This window comes from Micromonospora sp. CCTCC AA 2012012, assembly GCF_040499845.1.
Taxonomy (GTDB): domain Bacteria; phylum Actinomycetota; class Actinomycetes; order Mycobacteriales; family Micromonosporaceae; genus Micromonospora; species Micromonospora mangrovi.
Map to the genome: position 1 here is coordinate 3,418,971 of NZ_CP159342.1, position 19,368 is coordinate 3,438,338.

A 19,368-nucleotide genomic window follows, 5' to 3' on the forward strand; every position below is an offset into this window, starting at 1 on the left:
CCCGAGCCTCACCAGGTGGCGAGGCGGTAACCGGCGCCCCGGACGGTTTCGAGGCGGTCCCGACCGATCTTGCGGCGCAGGTAGCCGACGTAGACCTCCACCGCGTTCGGGGCGGTGTCCACGCCCGCGTCCCAGACGTGGTCCAGCAGCTCGATCTTGGAGACGACCTGCCCGGGGCGGCGCATCAGGTAGTCGAGCAGGGCGTACTCGCGGGTGGTGAGGGCCACCTCGGCGTCGGCCCGGGTCACCCGTCGGCGGGCCGGGTCGAGCCGCAGGTCACCCACGGCGAGCACGGCGGGGCGTTCCGGCGCGCCCCGGCGCAGCAGCGCCCGCAGCCGGGCCAGCAGCACCACGTACGAGAAGGGCTTGGTGAGGTAGTCGTCGGCCCCGCAGTCCAGCCCGTCGGCCTGGTCGTACTCGCCGTCCTTGGCCGACAGCATCAGCACCGGCAGCCAGTGCTCCTCGGCCCGCAGCCGGCGCACCACCTCGTAGCCGGAGAGGCCGGGCAGCATCACGTCCAGGAGCATCGCGTCGTAGCCGCCGTGCCGGGCCGCGTCCAGACCGGCCGGACCGGTGGCCGCCACGTCCACCGCGAAGCCCTCGGCCTGCAGGCCGCGCTGCAACGCCGACGCGAGCCGCGACTCGTCCTCAACCACCAGCAACCGCACGCCACCAAGGGTGCCACCCGACGACACCCCCTTAGGGGATCTCCTCAGCGCGCTCACAGCGACCGGGGTGCAGCATGGCGGTCAGGAGGTGTCCACCATGTCCGTACTGAACAACCGTGCCGTGCTCCGCTGGCTGGTCCCGGTGACCGCGGGGGTCGCCGTGATCGGGGGCGGTGCCGCCGTCGGCACGTTCGCCGCCGACGCCGAGCCGGCGCTGCCACCGCGTACCGCCGCGCAGCTGCTGGTCGACCTGCAGACGTCCCGCCTCGACGGGCTCTCCGGAACCGTCGTGCAGCGGGCCGACCTGGGCCTGCCGCAACTGGCCAACCTGGCCGGGGTGGCCGGCGGCAACGAGCTGACCACCCTGCTGACCGGCACGCACACCCTGCGCGTCTGGTATTCCGGCGAGGAGCGGCAGCGGGTCGCCCTGCTCGACACCCTCGGCGAGCGGGACGTGATCCGCGACGGCCGGGACCTGTGGGTCTGGGACAGCCGCAGCAACACCGCGAAGCACCGCACCCTGCCGAACGAGCGGGCCGCCGCGCCCGACATCCCGGTCACCCCGGCCGACGCCGCCGACCGGGCGCTCGCCGCCGTCGACCCGACCACCGCGGTGACCGTCGGCCGCTCCGCCCGGGTGGCCGGGCGGGACGCGTACGAGCTGGTGCTCACGCCGCGCGACGCCGACTCCCTGGTGCACCAGGTGCGGATCGCGCTGGACGCGAAGGAGCACGTGCCGCTGCGCTTCGAGGTGCTCGCCGACGGCGCCGACAAGCCGGCGCTGGAACTGGCCTTCACCCAGGTCGACTTCCGGCGGCCGGAGGCGGACCAGTTCCGGTTCAACCCGCCGCCGGGGGTGAAGGTGACCGAGGAGTCGACGAAGGCCGTCCCGGATGCGAAGGCCGCCCCGGGTGGGAAGGGCGGACCGGGCGGTCCCACCGACCGGCGGCCGGACGGCATGCGTACGGTCGGCACCGGCTGGACCACCGTGGTGGTCGCGCGGCTCGACGCGGCCGGCCTGCCCGGTGGCGCGAAGGCTCCGGCCGCCCGGCCCGGCACGGCCGGCACGGGCGCCGACCCGGCGGACCTGGCGGCCGGGGTGCTCGGCTCGCTGGAGAAGGTCAGCGGCGACTGGGGCAGCGGACGACTGCTGACCGGGAAGCTCTTCAGCGTGCTGCTGACCGACGACGGCCGGGTGCTGGCCGGGCTGGTCACGCCGGAGCGGCTCTATCAGGCGGCCAGGGGCTGACCCGACGGCACGACCCTGCTCGGGGGTCCGGACGGCGCGAGCCGGACGGGCCCCCGATTCCTGTGACGCTCTAGCGCAAACAGGTTTGTTATGCAAACCTGTTGGCATGACTTCTGATGCGGTTCCGGTCGGCGGCGATCCCCGCCGACTGCTGGCCGAGGCGCGCGGCCTCGCCCGCCGGGTCCGACTCGCCCAACGGGTCACCTGGCTGCCCCTGCTGGTGCTCGCCGTGATGGTCCTCGGCGCGATCCCGATGTACCGGTACAGCCACGCGATCGAGAGCGACTGCCAGGTGCTGGCCGACGGCCGGGTGTGCCGGGTCTGGCAGCCGTGGGCGGAGTTCTACTGGCTGACCACGACGGCTCTCGCCTACCTGGTGATCGCCCGCGGCTACCTGCGCGTCGCCCGGGACCGGGGGGTGGACGCCCGGGTGCTGCCGTACGCGCTCACCGGCGTCGGGCTCGCCGTCCTGCTGACCGCCGTCGAGCTGGCCGGCGCCGGGGCCTGGATCCTCCCCGACCCGCAGGCGCGGCTGCACCCGCCCGGCTACGCCCTGATCCTGTTCCGCCTGCTCTCCCCCACCGGCGGGATCGGGCTGGCCCTGCTGGTGCTGGCCTGGCTGGAGCGGAACGTCGCGCTGCTGCTGCTCACCGTCGCGTACCTGGTGGTGGTGCTGGCGCCGGTCACCGCCGGCTGGGGAGGGGGCTGGCGCGCCGACTGGCAGCAGGGGCCGATGCTGGCCCTCGGCGGCGGTCTGCTGCTGCTGGGCAGCGCCGGCTTCGCGCTGGCGCAACGGCTGCGACGGCCCCGGTGACCGGCCCGACCAACACGCCGGACGAGACCGAGGACCGGCACCCCGTCACCGGACTCGACGACGTGGTGCACCAGCGGGTGCGGCTCGGCATCCTCACCGTCGCGCACGAGGCCCGCCGGGTGGAGTTCGGTTTCCTGCGTACCCAGTTGGCGCTCACCGCCGGCAACCTCTCCCAGCACCTGGCCGTGCTGGAGACGGCCGGCCTGGTCGAGGTCGAGAAGGGCTACGCCGGGCGGCGCGGCCGGACCTGGATCACCCTCACCCCGGCGGGCGACGTCGCGCTCGCCGAGGAGATCGCCCGACTCAAGCAGCTCATCGCGCGCGTGGAGACGACGAACGGGCGGTAGCGACGGAGCCACGGGACGCGGTCGCGGACGAGCGGGCAGGCTTGGTCCCGCGACCCGTCGCGCGGTATCTTCTAGCGTTCGGACACAAAAAAGGAACGGCCCTCAGGCCATTCCTGCATGGATTTTAATCGCTGAGGAGACGGCTTGTCAACGCACGTCAACGGTGAGCTGCCCGGAGCCGACGAGATCGGCCACGAGCAGGAATACGTCTCCATGCTCTACCACCGGCTCGACGACCTGCGCGAGCAGGCCGCCCGCCGGCTCACCGAGGAGCTGCGGAACACCGGCGGCACGCAACAGGCCCGCTCCCAGCGCGACTCCGCCGTCCAGATGTACGCCGACCAGGTGGAGCAGTACGCCGCCGTGGAGAACGGCCTCTGCTTCGGTCGGCTCGACGGCGACGACGGCGCCCGCCGCTACATCGGCCGGATCGGCATCTTCGACACCACCGGCGACTACGACCCGCTGCTGATGGACTGGCGTGCCCCCGCCGCCCGCGCCTTCTATCTCGCCACCGCCGCCAACCCGCAGGGCATACGCCGACGGCGGCACCTGCGCACCCGCGAGCGGAAGGTCACCGGCCTCAACGACGAGGTGCTGGACATCGCCGCCGCCTCCCCCACCGCGCACGAGGAGCTGACCGGCGAGGCGTCCCTGCTCGCCGCCCTCAACGCCGGCCGTACCGGGCGGATGCGGGACATCGTCGAGACCATCCAGGCCGAGCAGGACCGGATCATCCGCGCCGAGCTGCCCGGGGTCATGGTGGTGCAGGGCGGCCCGGGCACCGGCAAGACCGCGGTGGCGCTGCACCGCGCCGCGTACCTGCTCTACACGCACCGCCAGCAGCTCTCCACCCGCGGCGTGCTGCTGGTCGGCCCGAACGCCACCTTCCTGCACTACATCTCCCAGGTACTGCCGGCGCTGGCCGAGACCGGGGTGCTGCTGCGTACCCAGGGTGACCTCTTCCCCGGGGTCAGCGCCCGGCGGGCCGAGCCGGCGACGACGGCCGCGCTAAAGGGCCGGACGGTGCTGGCCGAGGTGCTGGCCGCCGCCGTGCGGGACCGGCAGTGGGTGCCCGACGAGCCGCTGGAGGTCGAGCTGCCGCAGCGGGAGGTGTTGGTGCTGGACCCGGCGACCGTCCAGGCGGCCCGGGACCGGGTCCGGCGCACCGGCCGGCCGCACAACCTGGCCCGGGCCCTGTTCGACATCGAGATCGTGCACGCCCTCGCCGACCAGGTCGCCGAGCGGATCGGCGCCGACCCGCTCGGCGGGGAGAACCTGCTGGAGGAGGCGGACCGGGCCGAGATCCGCCGGGAACTCGGCGAGGAACCGGAGATCCGGGCGATGCTCGACCGGCTCTGGCCGGTGCTCACCCCGCAACGCCTGCTCGCCGACCTGTACGCCTCGCCGGAGCGGATCGCCGCCGCCGCGCCCATGCTCACCGACGCCGAGCGGGCCGCGCTGCACCGGGAGCCGGGCGGCTGGACCCCCGCCGACGTGCCGCTGCTCGACGAGGCGGCCGAACTGCTGGGTGAGGACGAGCGCGCCGCGGCGGCCCGCCGGGACCGGATCCGGTCCCTGCAACGGGAGTACGCCGAGGGCGTGCTGGAGATCGCCCGGGGCTCCCGCTCGATCGACGTCGAGGACGAGGCGGAGGGCGGCGAGATCCTCGGCGTCACCGACCTGATCGACGCCGACCGGCTGCTGGAACGGCAGGAGGAGTCCGAGCGGCTCACCACCGCGCAGCGCGCCGCCGCCGACCGGAGCTGGGCGTTCGGGCACGTGATCGTCGACGAGGCACAGGAGCTGTCCCCGATGGCGTGGCGGCTGCTGATGCGCCGCTGCCCGAGCCGGTCGATGACGATCGTGGGGGACGTGGCGCAGACCGGCGCGCTGGCCGGCACGCCGTCGTGGCAGGAGGCGCTGGAGCCGTACGTGGCGCGGCGGTGGCGACTGGAGGAGTTGACCGTCAGCTACCGCACCCCGGCCGAGATCATGGCGGTGGCCGCCGAGGTGCTCGCCGAGATCGACCCCGCACTCCGCCCGCCCCGCTCCGTACGCGAGTCCGGGGTGTCGCCGTGGGACCGGACGGTCGACGCGGACCGGCTCACCGCGGAGCTGGTCGACGCGGCGACCCGGGAGGCGTCCGGGCTGGACGACGGCCGGCTCGGCGTGATCGTGCCGGAGGGCCGGGTCGCCGAGCTGGGCGCGGCGCTCGGTGCCGCGCTGCCCGAGGCGGCGGTCGGCGACGACCCCGAGCTGGAGAGCCGGGTGGTGGTGCTGACCGTGTCGCAGGCCAAGGGGCTGGAGTTCGACTCCGTGCTGGTGGTGGAGCCGGACCGGATCGTGGCCGAGTCCCCCCGCGGCCACAGCGACCTCTACGTCGCCCTCACCCGCGCCACCCAACGCCTGGGCATCCTCCGCACCTGCTGACCCGCCCCGGCCGCCCACTCGGGCCGCGCCGGGCTGGAGATCGTGCTCGATACCGGAAGTAGTGGCCTCCTTCGGTCTCGGAGGCCACTACTTCCCTGTTCAAGCGTGATCTTGCGCCGGTGCGGGCGTGGGGCGGTCAGCCGGGGTTGGGGCTCTCGTCGGTGAAGTTGCCGACCTGGCTGCCGCTGGCGGACTGGTCGCTGGTGGAGCCGCCGGCCGGGGTGCTCATGCCGCCCGTGGTGGCGTCCCCGGTGGTGGTCGGGGCCACCGTGCCCGGGTGCTGCTCCGGCTGCCGGGCGATCCGGCGGGTGCTGGCCGGTCCGGCGGTGCCACCGGTCGTGGTGACCGCGCCCTGGCCGCGGGTCGGGCCGCCGTCGCGCAGCACCTCCGGATCGATCGGGACGTCCGCCGGGTCGCCCGGGTCCTCGTCCTGGATGACCCGGTTCACGTCGGTCGGCGGCACGGTGACCTCGTCGAGCACGCCGTCGCCGTACACCCCGCCGGCGACCCGGTCCTCGGCCTGGCGTGCGGCGTCCTGCCGCATGTCGTCCTCACGCACGTCAACCACCTCGCAGCTTGTCGCGGATCTTTCTGCGTGCCCGACGACCGTCCCACCAAACCCCCGCCCGCCCGCGCCGAGACAAGACACCGGGACCACAGCGGTCTTTCCGGACAACTTGCCTATCGGGGCGGGAGGGTGACGGGCCATGACCGCCGCACCGCCGGCAAGGATCCGCGCGCTTCCCTGGCCGGCCCGGGAGCCCCCGCACACATCCTTTGCTCTGCTGCAGCGCACGCAACACAAACGGTTCTTCAGTGTTGCTCCCGCTGCAGCAGAGCAAAGGGAGCCCGAGTGCATCCCCGCCGACCCCCGGCCGGGGCGCCGCCGGAACCGCTGGGGGCTGCTGCTATTCGGCCGGGAGGTGGTGTTAGGCCGCCGGGGGGTCGGGTAGACGGAGGGTGCCCCCGCCATGAACGCGAACCGTGCCGTGGCCGAAACGCGGTAGCGGGGCGAGGGAGTGCAGGGAACGACTCATCGCATCCTGAGGAGGACAAGATGAGCACGCAGGCTGCATCCACCAGGCCCATGAACCGGCCGGCGCAGGACGTCTCCAACCGGGCGGCCATGCAGGAGACCCCGACCCGTCCGATGCCGATGATGCACGACGGGTACCGGGAGCAGGCGATCGCCGCCCCCGGTACGGAAACCAAGCCGTCGTTCGCGACGACGGAGTTCTGGGTCTACGTGGCGTCCGTCGCGGGCGTGCTGGTGGCGTCCTACCTGGTCGGCAAGAATTCGGTCGGGGTGGACATCTTCCGTGCCCCGCAGGCGTGGTTCTTCATCACGCTGCTGACCATCGGTTACCTCGGTAGCCGGGGCCTGGCCAAGGCCGGCAGCAACTTCCGCAGCGGCGAGGAGCGCAAGGCCCGCCACTGAGTGAGCGACACCTGAGAACGACGGTGGCCCCGGGATCCGTCCCGGGGCCACCGTCGTCGTCGCTACTCGAAGTCGCCGCCGAAGTCACCGCCGAAGTCACCCTCGAAGGCGTCCTCGATCAGCTCGCCGGCGACCAGCCCGCCGGCGACGCCGAGCGCCGTGCCGGCGACCACGCCGCCCATCCCGTGTCCCCGGCCGTGCCCGTGCGGGGCGCCGAAGCCACCGTGCGCACGCAGGTTGCCGTACCGGGAGGTGGTCTCCCGCAGCCAGCCGTCGACCACCTGGACCCAGTCGGTCCGCCCGGCGTCGGAGTGCGGCACGGCGTACCGACCGACGACGTCGTGCCCGGCGCTGAGGAAGCCGCCCCGCTTGTCGCACTCCAGGACGACCTCGACGCCGCGCTGGCTGGTGACGAAGGTCAGCTCGACCTCGGTGACCGCGTTCGCGTACTGCGGGGCCGCGAAGAACTCGATCTCCTGATAGAACGGCAGCGTCTGCTGCACACCGCGGATGTGGCCGCGCTCCAGGTCGGCGTGCTTGAAGCGGAACCCGAGGGCCTGGAAGGCGTCCAGGATGCGCTCGTGGATCGGCAGCGGGTGCACGGCCACGTGGTCCAGGTCGCTCTTGTCCACCGCCCGGGCCACCGCCAGCTCGGTCCGCAGGCCCATCGTCATGCCGTGCAGGCGCTGCCCGTACACGTCGGTGACCGGGGTCTCCCACGGCACCGCGAGCCGGAACGGGATGGACAGCTGCTGCTTCGGGGCCAGCTCCAGCGGGCCGCTCACGCCCATCCGGTGGAACTCCATGACGCCGCCGTACTCGGCGTCGCCGCTCTCGATCTCCACCCGGGTGACCAGGCCGACGGCGATCTGCTCGATGCTGGCCGGGGCGTCGCCGCCGACCAGGTTGACGTGCCCGTCGAGGGTGAGACCGGGCCGGGTGTTGGGGTTGGCCAGGACGGTGTCGACGCTGGGGCCGCCCACGCCGAACGCACTCAGCATCTTCTTGAAGACCATCGGTCACTCCCGCTCGACGGCGCTCCACGATGGAGCGTCGGACCTTTGCTGAGGTGACCCTAACCCGGGCCGCTGTGAAGTGCCTGTGAAGCGCAGCAGCACCGTGGCCAGCAGGAAGAACACCGCCATCGACAGGGCCATCGGCAGCAGCGTGCGATAGCCGAGCACCCCGGTCAGCGGGGTGACGAGCGCGCCCACCAGGAAGCTCAACCCGCCCTGCAACGCGGCGGCCGCACCCGCCGCCCGGCGACCCGCCTCCTGGGCCAGCGCGGTCGTCGCCGGCAGGACCAGGCCCATGCCGGCGACCACCAGGGCGAGCAGCGCCCACGGCAGCGCCACCGGCAGCCGCGCCGCCGGGTCGGCCAGGGCCACGGCGAGCAGGCCCACCGCGGCCGACGTCGACACCACCACCCCGACACCGCGCAGCCGGGCGGCGCCCACCCGCACCACCGACGCGCGGAACAGCAGGCTCGCGCCGGCCATCCCGGCCGCGTTGGTGGCGAAGATGACCGCGTACGTCCCGGGGGTCACCGCGTACACGGTCTGCAGGACGAACGACGAGCCGCCGATGTAGGTGAAGAAGCCGGCGGTGGCCAGGCACTGCACCACGACGTGCTTCAGGAAGGACCAGTCGCGCAGCAGGTCACCCATCCGGGCCACCGTGTCGGCGGCGCCCGCGGACTGGCGCCGCTCCGGCGGCAGGGTCTCCGGCAGGCCGAGCAGCACGGCGACCACCATCGCCACGCCGAAGAGGGTCAGCGCGGCGAAGACGGTACGCCAGGTGCCCTGGTGCAGGATCAGGCCGCCGACCGCCGGGGCGACCACCGGGCCGAGGAAGGTGACCGAGGCGATGGTGCCGAAGCGGGCCGCCGCCTGCGGTCCACGCCAGGTGTCGGTCACCATCGCCCGCCCGACGGCGACCCCGCTGCCCGCGGCGATGCCCTGGGCCAGCCGGGCCGCGACGAGGACGCCGCCGCTCGGCGCCACCGCGCAGACCACGGAGAGCAGGGTGAACGCGACGCTGGTGGCGATGACGACCACCCGCCGCCCCCGGGCGTCGCTGACCGGCCCGAGCAGGAGCTGGCCGGCGGCGACCCCGATGATGAAGGCGGTCATGGTCAGCTGGGCCACCGTGGCGCTGGTGTGCAGCGAGCCGCGCAGCTCCGGCAGGGCGGCGACGTACGTGTCGGTGGCGAACGGCCCCACGCCGGTGAGCAGCACCAGGGCCACCATCGAGGGGATCCGCCCCGGTCGGGACGACGGCTCCGGCCCGGTCCTGGTCCGCTGCTGGCTGGTCATCCGTCGGACGCTAGCCGCGACGGCCGACGGCGGCACCTCGACAACCGAGGGGCGGGACGGGATCAGTCGACGTCGACGACGATCAGCTCCCCGACCTGCTCGCCGATGGCGTGGCGTCCCTCCGCCGGCAGCCGCCCGTCGGTGATCAGCACGTCGGCCTCCTCCAGCGGGGCGATGGTGGCGATGCCGATGGTCTCCCACTTGGTGTGGTCGGCGAGCACGACGAGCCGGCGGGCCGCGCCGATCAGCCGCCGGTTGACCGCCGCCTCCAGCAGGTTCGGGGTGGTGAACCCGGTCCGCGGGCTCATCCCGTGCACCCCGAGAAAGAGCAGGTCGACGTTGAGAGCGGCGATGGCGGCCTCGGCCACCGGCCCGGTCAGCGCGTCCGAGGGCGTACGGATGCCGCCGGTCAGCACGACGGTCTGGTCGGCGCGCGGGTTCTGGTAGAGCGCGTCGGCGACGGGGATGGAGTTGGTGACCACGGTCAGCCCGCGTACCTCGGCCAGCCGGGCAGCCAGGGCGGCGGTGGTGGTGCCGGCGGAGAGCGCGACCGCCATGCCGGGCTCGACCAGCTCGGCGGCCCGCTCGACGATGGCCCGCTTCTCGGCCTGCTGACGGACCGACTTCGCCGCGAAGCCGGGCTCCTCCGCGGAGCCCGGACCGGCCAGGGTCGCTCCACCGTGGACCTTGTCGACCAGGCCACGTTCGGCGAGCACCTCCAGGTCCCGCCGGATGGTCATGTCGGAGACGCCGAAGCGGCTCACCAGATGGCTGACCCGGACACCGCCGCGCTGCCGGATCAGCTCCAGGATGGCGCTCTGCCGTTGCTGGGCGAGCATCGAACCTCCTTCGGGCGCACGGGGCAGGCTACGCGGGGTCAGGCGAGGTCCGCCGCCGGGTCGCTCTCCTCGCGGACCACGGCCACCTCACCGGCCGGCACGACCAGCTCCCCGGCGCAGGGCGCGCCGCCGAGCAGTTCCGTCCCGGTGACCGCGAGCCGCACCTGCGCGTCGGTGTGGTTGATGACGAAGAGCCAGCTGCGGTCGTCGGAGCGCCGCCGGACCACCTCGACGCCGGCCGGCACCGGTACCGGGGGGCGCACCCCGGACCCGTCGAGCAGCCGGGCGACCAGGCGGTCGGTGGCCGCGTCGTCGAGCCGGGTGCCGACGTACCAGGCGGCGCCGGACCCGACGGCGTGCCGGGTCAGCGCCGGCACGCCGGGCAGCGGCCCGTCGGCGTACGCGGCGAGCACCTCCGCGCCCTCGGCGTGCAGCCACTCGGTCCACACGTCGGCGGACGAGCCGTCGTCGAGGGCGACCCGCTCCCCCGCGCGCAGCGGGAAGAACTCCTCGGTACGCAGACCGAGCAGCTCCCGGAACGCACCGGGGTAGCCGCCGAGCCGGATGTGGTCGTGCTCGTCGACGATGCCGCTGAAGTAGGTGACCAGCGCGGTGCCGCCCGCCTCGACGTACCGGCGCAGGGCGTCGGCGTCGGCGTCGCGGACCAGGTAGAGGGTGGGCGCCAGGACCAGTCGGTAGCGGGACAGGTCGGTCGACGGGTGCACCACGTCGGCGGTGACGCCGGCCCGCCAGAGCGCGGCGTGCAACGCGTTCAGCCGGTCGGCGTAGGTGACGTCGACGCTGGGGTGGGAGTCGAGTTCGGCGCCCCACCAGGCCTCGTAGTCGAAGAGGATCGCCACGTCGGCGTCGACCCGGCTGCCGCTGACCTCGGCGAGGGCCCGCAGGTCGGCGCCGAGGCGGCACACCTCGTGGAACACCTTGGTCTCCGGGCCGGCGTGCGGGACGAGCGCGGAGTGGAACTTCTCCGCGCCCGCGCGGGAGGCCCGCCACTGGAAGAAGAGCACCCCGTCGGCGCCCCGGGCGACGTGCGCGAGGCTGTTGCGGCGCAGCTGGCCGGGGGTCTTGGCGACGTTGCGCGGCTGCCAGTTGACCGCGCTGGTGGAGTGCTCCATCAGCAGCCACGGGTCGCCACCGGCGACGCCCCGGGTGTGGTCGGCGGCGAGCGCCAGGTTGACCTGCGGCTGCGGGTCGGCGGCGGTGAGGTAGTGGTCGTTGGCGACCACGTCGACGTCGGCGGCCCAGGAGTGGTAGTCGAGGTACTTGATCCCGGTGCCGATCATGAAGTTCGTGGTGACGGGCTGCCGGACCAGGCCCTTCAGCACGTCCCGCTCGGCGCGGAGCTGGGCCCGCTGCTCGTCGGAGGAGAAGCGCAGGAAGTCCAGCTGCTGGGTCGGGTTGGCGAAGGTCGGCGCGGTACGCGGCGGGTTGATCTCGGCCCAGTCGTGGTAGCGCTGACTCCAGAAGGCGGTGCCCCAGGCGGCGTTGAGGGTGTCCAGGTCGCCGTAGCGCTCGCGCAGCCAGCGGCGGAACGCCTCGGCGCTGACGTCGCAGTAGCAGTGCACGTTGTGGCAGCCCAACTCGTTGGAGACGTGCCACATGACCACGGCGGGGTGCTCGGCGTACCGGCCGGCGACGGCTTCGACCAGGGCGAGGGACCGCTTGCGGAAGACCGGCGAGCTGGGGCAGTACGCCTGCCGTCCGCCCGGCCAGAGGATCGCGCCGTCGGCGCGGCGGGGCAGCGTCTCGGGGTGCCGGTGGGCCAGCCACGGGGGCGGGCTGGCGGTGGCGGTGGCCAGGTCGACCCGGATCCCGCCGTCGTGCAGCACGTCCAGCGCCCGGTCGAGCCAGCCGAACTCGTACGTGCCGGGGGACGGCTCCAGCAGCGCCCAGGAGAAGATGCCGACGGAGACCAGGTTGACGCCGGCCCGGCGCATCAGCGCGACGTCCTCGGCCCAGACCTCCTCGGGCCACTGCTCCGGGTTGTAGTCGGCGCCGTACCAGATGCCTTCGCCCTGCCAGTTCCGCATGAGAGCAGAGCGTGCCCGCCGAGGCCACCCAAGTCAACACTTTCCAACATCGACTGATTTTCCAACGTTTACCTGGTCTCACCCGTGTCACGACTGGGTTATCAACGCGCTTTACCCCCCTTGACAGCGCGAAACCAAGGGGTAGCTTCAGTCGCCACCGGCTGTTTTTGTTCGGACATGTGGATTCACGGTGGATCTACCGCTGCCGACACGAACACCGCTCCCCGCCACCTGACGGCCCTTGGGCGCAGCGCACCTCTTCCACGCAGGAGGAACAATGTCCCGTCCCCGCTCGCAAGCCGAGTACCTCGCCCGACTCGTACCCCCGTCCGTCGCCGGCCTGAACCGCCGCTCGCTGCTGGCCGGCGCAGCCGGCACCGGCGCGCTGCTCGGCACGGGACTCCTCGCCGGCTGCGGCGACTCCGACTCCGACTCGGGCTCCGGGTCGGGCTCCAAGACGGTCTCCGTGGGCTCCAACCAGTCGGACCCGAAGCCGAAGGACGTCATCGCCAAGGTGATGGCCGGCTTCCAGACCGCCTCCGGCATCCAGCCCGCGGTCAACACGGTCGACCACAACACGTTCCAGGAGAACATCAACAACTATCTCCAGGGCAAGCCGGACGACGTGTTCATGTGGTTCGCCGGTTACCGGATGCGGTTCTTCGCCGCCAAGGGCCTGGCCGGTGACGTCAGCGACGTCTGGGGCAAGCTCTCCGGCTATTCCGACGCCTTCAAGAAGGCCTCCACCGGTGACGACGGCAAGCAGTACTTCGTGCCCGCGTCGTACTACCCGTGGGCCGTCTTCTATCGCAAGTCGGTCTGGCAGCAGCGCGGCTACCAGGTGCCGAAGACGCTGGACGAGCTGAACACCCTCGGCGCGCAGATGAAGAAGGACGGCCTCGCCCCGATCGCCTTCGCCGACAAGGACGGCTGGCCGGCGATGGGCACCTTCGACATCCTCAACCTGCGGATCAACGGCTACCAGTTCCACGTCGACCTGATGGCCGGCAAGGAGGCGTGGACCTCCGACAAGGTGAAGAAGGTCTTCGACACCTGGGCCGGGCTGCTGCCCCTGCACCAGCCGGACGCCCTGGGCCGCACCTGGCAGGAGGCCGCCCAGTCGTTGCAGCAGAAGAAGAGCGGCATGTACCTGCTCGGCCTCTTCGTCGCCCAGCAGTTCAGCAACGACGAGCAGAACGACCTGGACTTCTTCACCTTCCCCGAGATCGACCCGGCGATCGGGGCGAAGGCCCTGGACGCGCCGATCGACGGCTACATGATGGCCCGCAAGCCGAAGTCCGAGGCCAACGCCAAGAAACTGCTGGAGTACGTCGGCAGCAAGGACGCCGCGAACATCACGGTGAAGAACGACCCGAGCACCCTGGTCGCCAACACCGGCGCGGACACCAGCGGCTACACCGCGCTGCAGAAGAAGGCCGCCGAACTGGTCGGCTCGGCCACCGAGATCGCCCAGTTCCTCGACCGGGACACCCGGCCGGACTTCGCCTCCACGGTGATCATCCCGGCGTTGCAGCAGTTCATCAAGAACCCGAAGGACATCGGCGGACTGCTCACCAGCATCGAGAACCAGAAGAAGTCGATCTTCACTGCCTGACGACGGCGAGAGGGGAAGGACACCGTGTCCGACCTGCCCCTGATCCAAGCGGATCGCGCCGTGCCGCCGCCGGCCGCGACCACCTCGACGGGTGGTCGTGGCCGCCGGCTACGGCTGCTGTCCCGCACCGACCGCGTGGTGATCACGCTGATGGTGCTCGTGCCCCTGCTGCTGGTGGTGGGCCTGATCTGGCTGCCGGCGGTGGCCACCGTGCTGCTCTCCGGCACCAACTGGGACGGCATCGGCCCGGTCAGCGAGATCGACTGGGTCGGCCTGAAGAACTACGACGACGTGGTGAACATCTACCCGCCGTTCGTGCCCGCCGTGCAGAACAACCTGCTCTGGCTGGCCGCGCTCTTCGTGGTGGCCACCCCGTTCGGCATGTTCCTCGCGGTCCTGCTCGACAAGGAGATCCGCGGCAGCCGGTTCTATCAGACCGCGCTCTATCTGCCGGTGGTGCTCTCGCTGGCGCTGATCGGCTTCGTCTGGCAGCTCATCTACAGCCGCGACCAGGGCCTGCTCAACGCCGTGCTGGGCACCCAGACCGACTGGTACGGCGACTCGAACGTCAACATCTGGGCGGTGCTCTTCGCCGCCGGCTGGCGACACGTCGGCTACATCATGCTGCTCTATCTCGCCGGCCTGAAGGGCGTCGACCCGTCGCTGCGGGAGGCCGCGGCGGTGGACGGCTCCTCGGAGACCAGCACCTTCTTCCGGGTGGTCTTCCCGGTGATGCGGCCCATCAACATCATCGTGCTGGTGGTGACCGTGATCGAGTCGCTGCGCGCGTTCGACCTGGTGTGGGTGATCAACAAGGGTCGCAACGGGCTGGAACTGCTCTCCGCGCTGGTCACCTCCAACGTGGTGGGCGAGGCCAGCCGGATCGGCTTCGGCTCGGCGCTGGCCACGATCATGCTGGTCGTGTCGCTGGTCTTCATCACCCTCTACCTGGCCACCGTGATGAGGGAGGACCGGCGATGACCGCCACCCTGACCCGTACGCCGCCGGCCACCGCGCCGGACCGGCCCCGCCGACCGGTACGACCGGCCCGGGTGGTGCTGCACCTCTTCCTCGGGGCGGTGGCCGTCGGCTGGCTCTTCCCGATCCTCTGGGCGCTGCTGACCTCGCTGCGCTCCTACGACTACACCGCCCGCAACGGCTACGTCTCGCTCGGCGGCTGGACGCTGGACAACTACGTCACCGCCTGGAAGACCGCCGAGTTCGGCAAGCACTTCCTCAACTCGGTCTACATCACCGTCCCGGCCGTGCTGCTCACGCTCTTCCTCGCCTCCTGCGTGGCGTTCGTGATCGCCCGGTTCAGCTGGAAACTCAACATCGTCCTGCTCGGGCTCTTCACCGCGGCGAACCTGCTGCCGCAGCAGGCCCTGCTAATCCCCCTGTTCCGGCTCTTCACCCAGGTGCCGCTGCCGGCGTGGATGAGCGACTCGGAGCTGCTCTACGACAGCTACTGGGGGCTGATCCTGGTCAACGTCGCCTTCCAGTGCGGGTTCTGCGTCTTCGTGCTCAGCAACTACATGAAGGCGCTGCCGCACGAGCTGTACGAGGCGGCGATGGTCGACGGGGCCAGCGTGTGGCGGCAGTACTGGCAGGTCACCATGCCGCTGTGCCGGCCGGCCCTGGCCGCGCTGGCCACCCTGGAGGTGACCTGGATCTACAACGAGTTCTTCTGGGCCACCGTCCTGATGCGGACCGGCGACAAGTTCCCGGTGACCAGCTCGCTGAACAACCTGCGCGGCGAGTTCTTCACCGACAACAACCTCGTCTCGGCCGGCTCGGTGCTGGTCGCCATCCCCACCCTGGTGATCTTCTTCGTGTTGCAGAAGCAGTTCGTCCGGGGCCTGACGCTGGGAGCCAGCAAGGGATGAGCATCGTCCACCTGCGCCGCGCGCGGACCAGCCTCGTGCTCGACGCGCGGGGCCCGGGGCTGCCCCGGGTCGTGCACTGGGGCGCCGACCTCGGCCCGCTCACCGACGCCGACCTGGCCGCGCTGGTCGACGCCACCATCCCGCCGGTCGTCCCGAGCAGCTTCGACGCGCCCACCGTGCTGTCGCTGCTGCCCGAGGCGAGCGCCGGCTGGAGCGGGCGGCCCGGTCTCGCCGGCCACCGCGACGGCCGGGACTGGTCCACCGCCTTCCGCCTCGTCGACCTCGACGTGAGCGACGACGCCCCCGGCCGCGTGGCCTCGGGCGGGGAGGCGGTGCGCGTATCCGACGGGGAGCGGGACCACGACGGGGCCGGCGCGGCGCGGATGACCGTGCGGGCGGCGGACCCGGGCGCGGGGCTGTCGCTGACGATCGAGGTCACGCTGGAGCCGGCGGGGCTGCTGACGCTGCGGCACCGGTTGCGCAACGACGGCGACGCGCCCTACGAGCTGCGCGAGCTGACCCCGGTGCTGCCGGTGCCGGCGGTCGCCACCGAACTGCTCGACCTGACCGGCCGCTGGTGCCGGGAACGCAGCCCCCAGCGGCACCCGTGGCCGATGGGGGCGTGGGTGCGGGAGGGCCGGCACGGCCGGACCGGCCACGACGCGACGCTGCTCCTGGTGGCCGGCACCGCCGGTTTCGGCTTCGGCCACGGCGAGCTGTGGGCGGTGCACACCGCCTGGAGCGGCGATCACGTCACGTACGCCGAACGCCGGCCCACCGGGGAGGCCACCCTCGGCGGTGGTGAGCTGCTCGCCCCCGGCGAGATCGTGCTCGCCCCCGGCGCGGAGTACGCCACTCCCCTGCTGCACGCCGTCCACTCGGCCACCGGGCTGGACGGGCTGAGCGACGTGCTGCACACCCACCTGCGCGCCCGACCCGGGCACCCGCACACCCCGCGGCCGGTCACCCTCAACGTCTGGGAGGCGGTCTACTTCGATCACGACCTGGACCGGCTGACCGCGCTCGCCGACCGGGCCGCCGAGGTGGGCGTGGAACGCTTCGTCCTCGACGACGGCTGGTTCGCCGGCCGCCGGCACGACCGGGCCGGGCTCGGCGACTGGTGGGTGGACGAGGACGTGTGGCCGGACGGGCTGCAACCGCTCATCGACCACGTCCGCTCGCACGGGATGCAGTTCGGGCTCTGGGTCGAGCCGGAGATGGTCAACCCCGACTCCGACCTGTTCCGCGCCCACCCCGACTGGCTGCTCCAGGTGCCCGGCCGGCTGCCGCCCGAATGGCGGCACCAGCAGGTCCTCGACCTGGCCCACCCGGAGGCGTACGCGTACCTGCTCGGGCGGCTGGACGCGGTGCTCACCGGACACCCGGGCATCGCCTATCTGAAGTGGGACCACAACCGGGACCTCACCGAGGCCGGGCACGCGGGCCGACCCGGTGTGCACGCGCAGACCGTGGCGGTCTACCGGCTGCTGGACGAGCTGCGCGCCCGGCACCCCGGCCTGGAGATCGAGAGCTGTTCCTCCGGCGGCGCCCGGGTCGACCTGGAGATCCTGCGCCGTACCGACCGGGTCTGGGCCAGCGACTGCAACGACGCCCTGGAACGGCTGGCCATCCAGCGCTGGACCGGACTGCTGCTCCCACCGGAGCTGGTCGGCAGCCACATCGGACCGGAGCGGTCGCACACCACCCACCGGGTCCACGACCTGGGCTTCCGGGCCGTCACCGCGCTCTTCGGTCACCACGGCATCGAGTGGGACATCGGGGCGATCAGCGCGGCGGAACGGGCCGAGCTGACCGCCTGGGTGGCGCTGCACAAGCGGCTGCGTCCGCTGCTGCACGCCGGCCGGGTGGTCCGCGTCGACCACCCCGACCCGGCCGTCCAGGCGCACGGCGTGGTCGCCCACGACGCCTCGCACGCGGTGTACGCGATCTCCCGGCTGACCACCTCGGCCGCCCAGACCCCCGGCCCGGTACGCCTGCCCGGCCTCGATCCGGCGCGTCGCTACACGGTCCGCCTCCCGGCCGGCGTACCCGAGCCGGCGGTGCTGCAACTGACCGAGCCGGGCTGGCTGCCGGCGGGCGTGACGCTGACCGGATCGGTGCTCGGGACGGTCGGGCTCCAACTGCCGGCGCTCCACCCCGAGCAGGCCCTCCTGCTGGAGGCCACCGCCGCCGCCTGAGCGCCCCGCCGAGCCCGGCGGCGCGAGCCGGATGCCGCTTCCCCGGCCAGCGCGCAGCCCGCACCCGGCACGGGTGCCGGCCTCTCCCTGAGCCCGCTACGAACTTGATTACAAAGATGAATCACCGGAAAGGCAGCCGAAGACGCCACTGAAGCTGACCCATTTGTGTAATCAAGTTCGTAGCCGCCGAACAGGGGGTCGGCGCACCGCCGGCCCAGGTCGGTGCGGGGCGCCGGCCCGAAGGCCATGCCGGCCACCGGCTTGATACACCCATGCCGCTTTTCCCCGGTTGCCGCTCGACGCACCCCGCGGGTGACCGCACCTCAGAGCAGGCGCGGCGGCGGCGCTCCCGAGCGGCGGGCGTTGAGGGCGGCGTTGAGGAGCGCGTTGAGGCGAGCGGCATGGCGGGTCAGGTGGTCGCGTTCGGCGAGGTTGGGGGCCCGCAGCGCCGCCTCGGCGTACAACCGGGCCGCCGTGGCCAGGTCGCCGTCGCGTTCGTGGAGGTGGGCCGCCACGGCGGTGTACCGGGGCAGGGTGTCGTCCAGCGCGGCGAGCGCCGCCAGTCCCGCCCGGGCCCCGTCGGCCTCGCCGACGGCCACCGCCCGGTTGAGCCGGACGATCGGGCTGTCGGTCAGCCGGACCAGTTCGTCGTACCACTCGACGATCTGCACCCAGTCGGTCTCGTCGGCGGTGGGCGCGTCGGCGTGCAGGGCGGCGATGGCGGCCTGGGCCTGGAACTCGCCCAGCCGGTCCCGGGCCAGCGCCGCCTGGAGGATCCCGACGCCCTCGGCGATCAACCCGGTGTCCCAGCGCCGACGGTCCTGCTCGGCGAGCGGCACGAGGCTGCCGTCCGGCGCGGTCCGGGTGGCGCGCCGGGCGTGGTGCAGCAGCATCAGGGCGAGCAGACCGGCCACCTCGGGGTGGTCGATCGCGGTCGCGAGCTGCCGGGTCAGCCGGATCGCCTCGGCGGCGAGGTCGATGTCGCCGGAGTAGCCCTCGTTGAAGACCAGATAGAGCACCCGCAACACGGTGGCGACGTCGCCGGGCTGGTCGAACCGGACGGCGGAGACGGTGCGCTTGGCCCGGCTGATCCGCTGCGCCATGGTCGCCTCGGGCACCAGGTAGGCCTGGGCGATCTGCCGGGTGGTCAGCCCGCCGAGGGCGCGCAGGGTGAGCGCGACCGCCGACGACGGCGTCAACGACGGGTGGGCGCAGCGGAAGTAGAGCTGGAGCGTGTCGTCCACCTCGGACGCCGGGCCGGGGGCCGGTTCGGCGTCGACGTGCTCCTCACGCCGACGGCGGGCGACGTCCGACCGGGTCGCGTCGAGGAACTTGCGCCAGGCCACGGTGACCAGCCAGCCCTTGGGATCGCGCGGCGGCTCGGCGGGCCAGCCGCGGACCGCTTCGACCAACGCGTCCTGGACGGCGTCCTCGGCCGCCGCGAAGTCGGCTCCGCGGCGGACGAGGACCCCGATCACCGTCGGCGTGAGGCTCCGGAGCAGGGCCTCGTCCATCAGG

At 72.7% G+C, this 19,368-nt stretch carries 16 protein-coding genes; 9 read left to right on the top strand and 7 right to left on the bottom strand.

Annotated elements, in window-relative coordinates:
• Positions 1-8: 8 nt before the first annotated feature.
• On the bottom strand, positions 9-668 hold the full coding sequence (locus tag ABUL08_RS14865; protein ID WP_350930506.1) for a response regulator transcription factor: 660 nt from the start codon (positions 666-668) through the stop codon (positions 9-11).
• Positions 669-765: 97 nt separating this feature from the next.
• On the opposite strand from ABUL08_RS14865, the gene ABUL08_RS14870 reads away from it, so the two are divergent.
• The 4 genes from ABUL08_RS14870 (at position 766) to ABUL08_RS14885 (ending at position 5,511) form a co-directional block, all read left to right on the top strand.
• Positions 766-1,917, top strand: coding sequence for a LolA family protein (locus ABUL08_RS14870; protein WP_350930507.1), 1,152 nt, complete (start codon positions 766-768; stop codon positions 1,915-1,917).
• Positions 1,918-2,023: 106 nt separating this feature from the next.
• A complete protein-coding gene (locus tag ABUL08_RS14875) occupies positions 2,024-2,731 on the top strand; it encodes a hypothetical protein (protein ID WP_350930508.1) in 708 nt (235 codons plus the stop codon).
• Positions 2,728-3,078: a transcriptional regulator gene (locus ABUL08_RS14880; protein ID WP_350930509.1), complete on the top strand. Its 351-nt coding sequence runs from the start codon at positions 2,728-2,730 to the stop codon at positions 3,076-3,078. Before ABUL08_RS14875 ends, ABUL08_RS14880 begins: the two co-directional genes overlap by 4 nt.
• Before the next feature lie 213 nt (positions 3,079-3,291).
• On the top strand, positions 3,292-5,511 hold the full coding sequence (locus ABUL08_RS14885) for a HelD family protein (protein ID WP_350938633.1): 2,220 nt from the start codon (positions 3,292-3,294) through the stop codon (positions 5,509-5,511).
• A gap of 136 nt (positions 5,512-5,647) precedes the next feature.
• Here the strand turns inward: ABUL08_RS14885 and ABUL08_RS14890 are convergent, their stop codons facing one another.
• On the bottom strand, positions 5,648-6,070 hold the full coding sequence (locus tag ABUL08_RS14890) for a hypothetical protein (protein WP_350930510.1): 423 nt from the start codon (positions 6,068-6,070) through the stop codon (positions 5,648-5,650).
• A 498-nt stretch (positions 6,071-6,568) separates the two neighbouring features.
• Between ABUL08_RS14890 and ABUL08_RS14895 the strand changes: the two genes are divergently transcribed.
• A complete protein-coding gene (locus ABUL08_RS14895; protein WP_242798237.1) occupies positions 6,569-6,949 on the top strand; it encodes a hypothetical protein in 381 nt (126 codons plus the stop codon).
• A gap of 62 nt (positions 6,950-7,011) precedes the next feature.
• Here ABUL08_RS14895 and ABUL08_RS14900 read toward each other — a convergent pair whose 3' ends face one another.
• The 4 genes from ABUL08_RS14900 to ABUL08_RS14915 all read right to left on the bottom strand — a co-directional run bounded on the left by ABUL08_RS14900 (position 7,012) and on the right by ABUL08_RS14915 (position 12,151).
• A complete protein-coding gene (locus ABUL08_RS14900) occupies positions 7,012-7,965 on the bottom strand; it encodes a sporulation protein (RefSeq protein ID WP_350930511.1) in 954 nt (317 codons plus the stop codon).
• A gap of 3 nt (positions 7,966-7,968) precedes the next feature.
• Positions 7,969-9,264 (bottom strand): multidrug effflux MFS transporter, encoded by a 1,296-nt coding sequence (locus ABUL08_RS14905; protein ID WP_350930512.1) that lies wholly within the window; start codon positions 9,262-9,264, stop codon positions 7,969-7,971.
• 62 nt (positions 9,265-9,326) lie between these two features.
• A complete protein-coding gene (locus ABUL08_RS14910; RefSeq protein WP_350930513.1) occupies positions 9,327-10,103 on the bottom strand; it encodes a DeoR/GlpR family DNA-binding transcription regulator in 777 nt (258 codons plus the stop codon).
• Between the two features lie 38 nt (positions 10,104-10,141).
• On the bottom strand, positions 10,142-12,151 hold the full coding sequence (locus tag ABUL08_RS14915) for a beta-galactosidase (protein WP_350930514.1): 2,010 nt from the start codon (positions 12,149-12,151) through the stop codon (positions 10,142-10,144).
• 277 nt (positions 12,152-12,428) lie between these two features.
• On the opposite strand from ABUL08_RS14915, the gene ABUL08_RS14920 reads away from it, so the two are divergent.
• Genes ABUL08_RS14920 through ABUL08_RS14935 form a run of 4 tightly spaced genes read left to right on the top strand, consistent with a single transcriptional unit; the run spans position 12,429 to position 17,850 of the window.
• The gene (locus ABUL08_RS14920; protein WP_350930515.1) at positions 12,429-13,766 is read left to right on the top strand and encodes an ABC transporter substrate-binding protein; all 1,338 of its coding nucleotides are present in this window, start codon (positions 12,429-12,431) and stop codon (positions 13,764-13,766) included.
• 24 nt (positions 13,767-13,790) lie between these two features.
• A complete protein-coding gene (locus tag ABUL08_RS14925) occupies positions 13,791-14,747 on the top strand; it encodes a carbohydrate ABC transporter permease (protein WP_350930516.1) in 957 nt (318 codons plus the stop codon).
• Complete coding sequence (locus ABUL08_RS14930; RefSeq protein ID WP_350930517.1) at positions 14,744-15,652, top strand: carbohydrate ABC transporter permease; 909 nt, start codon at positions 14,744-14,746, stop codon at positions 15,650-15,652. The genes ABUL08_RS14925 and ABUL08_RS14930 overlap by 4 nt, the downstream gene beginning before the upstream one ends.
• Positions 15,649-17,850: an alpha-galactosidase gene (locus ABUL08_RS14935; protein ID WP_350930518.1), complete on the top strand. Its 2,202-nt coding sequence runs from the start codon at positions 15,649-15,651 to the stop codon at positions 17,848-17,850. Before ABUL08_RS14930 ends, ABUL08_RS14935 begins: the two co-directional genes overlap by 4 nt.
• 323 nt (positions 17,851-18,173) lie before the next feature.
• Here the strand turns inward: ABUL08_RS14935 and ABUL08_RS14940 are convergent, their stop codons facing one another.
• On the bottom strand, positions 18,174-19,364 hold the full coding sequence (locus tag ABUL08_RS14940) for an RNA polymerase sigma factor (RefSeq protein WP_350930519.1): 1,191 nt from the start codon (positions 19,362-19,364) through the stop codon (positions 18,174-18,176).
• Between the last annotated feature and the right edge of the window lie 4 nt (positions 19,365-19,368).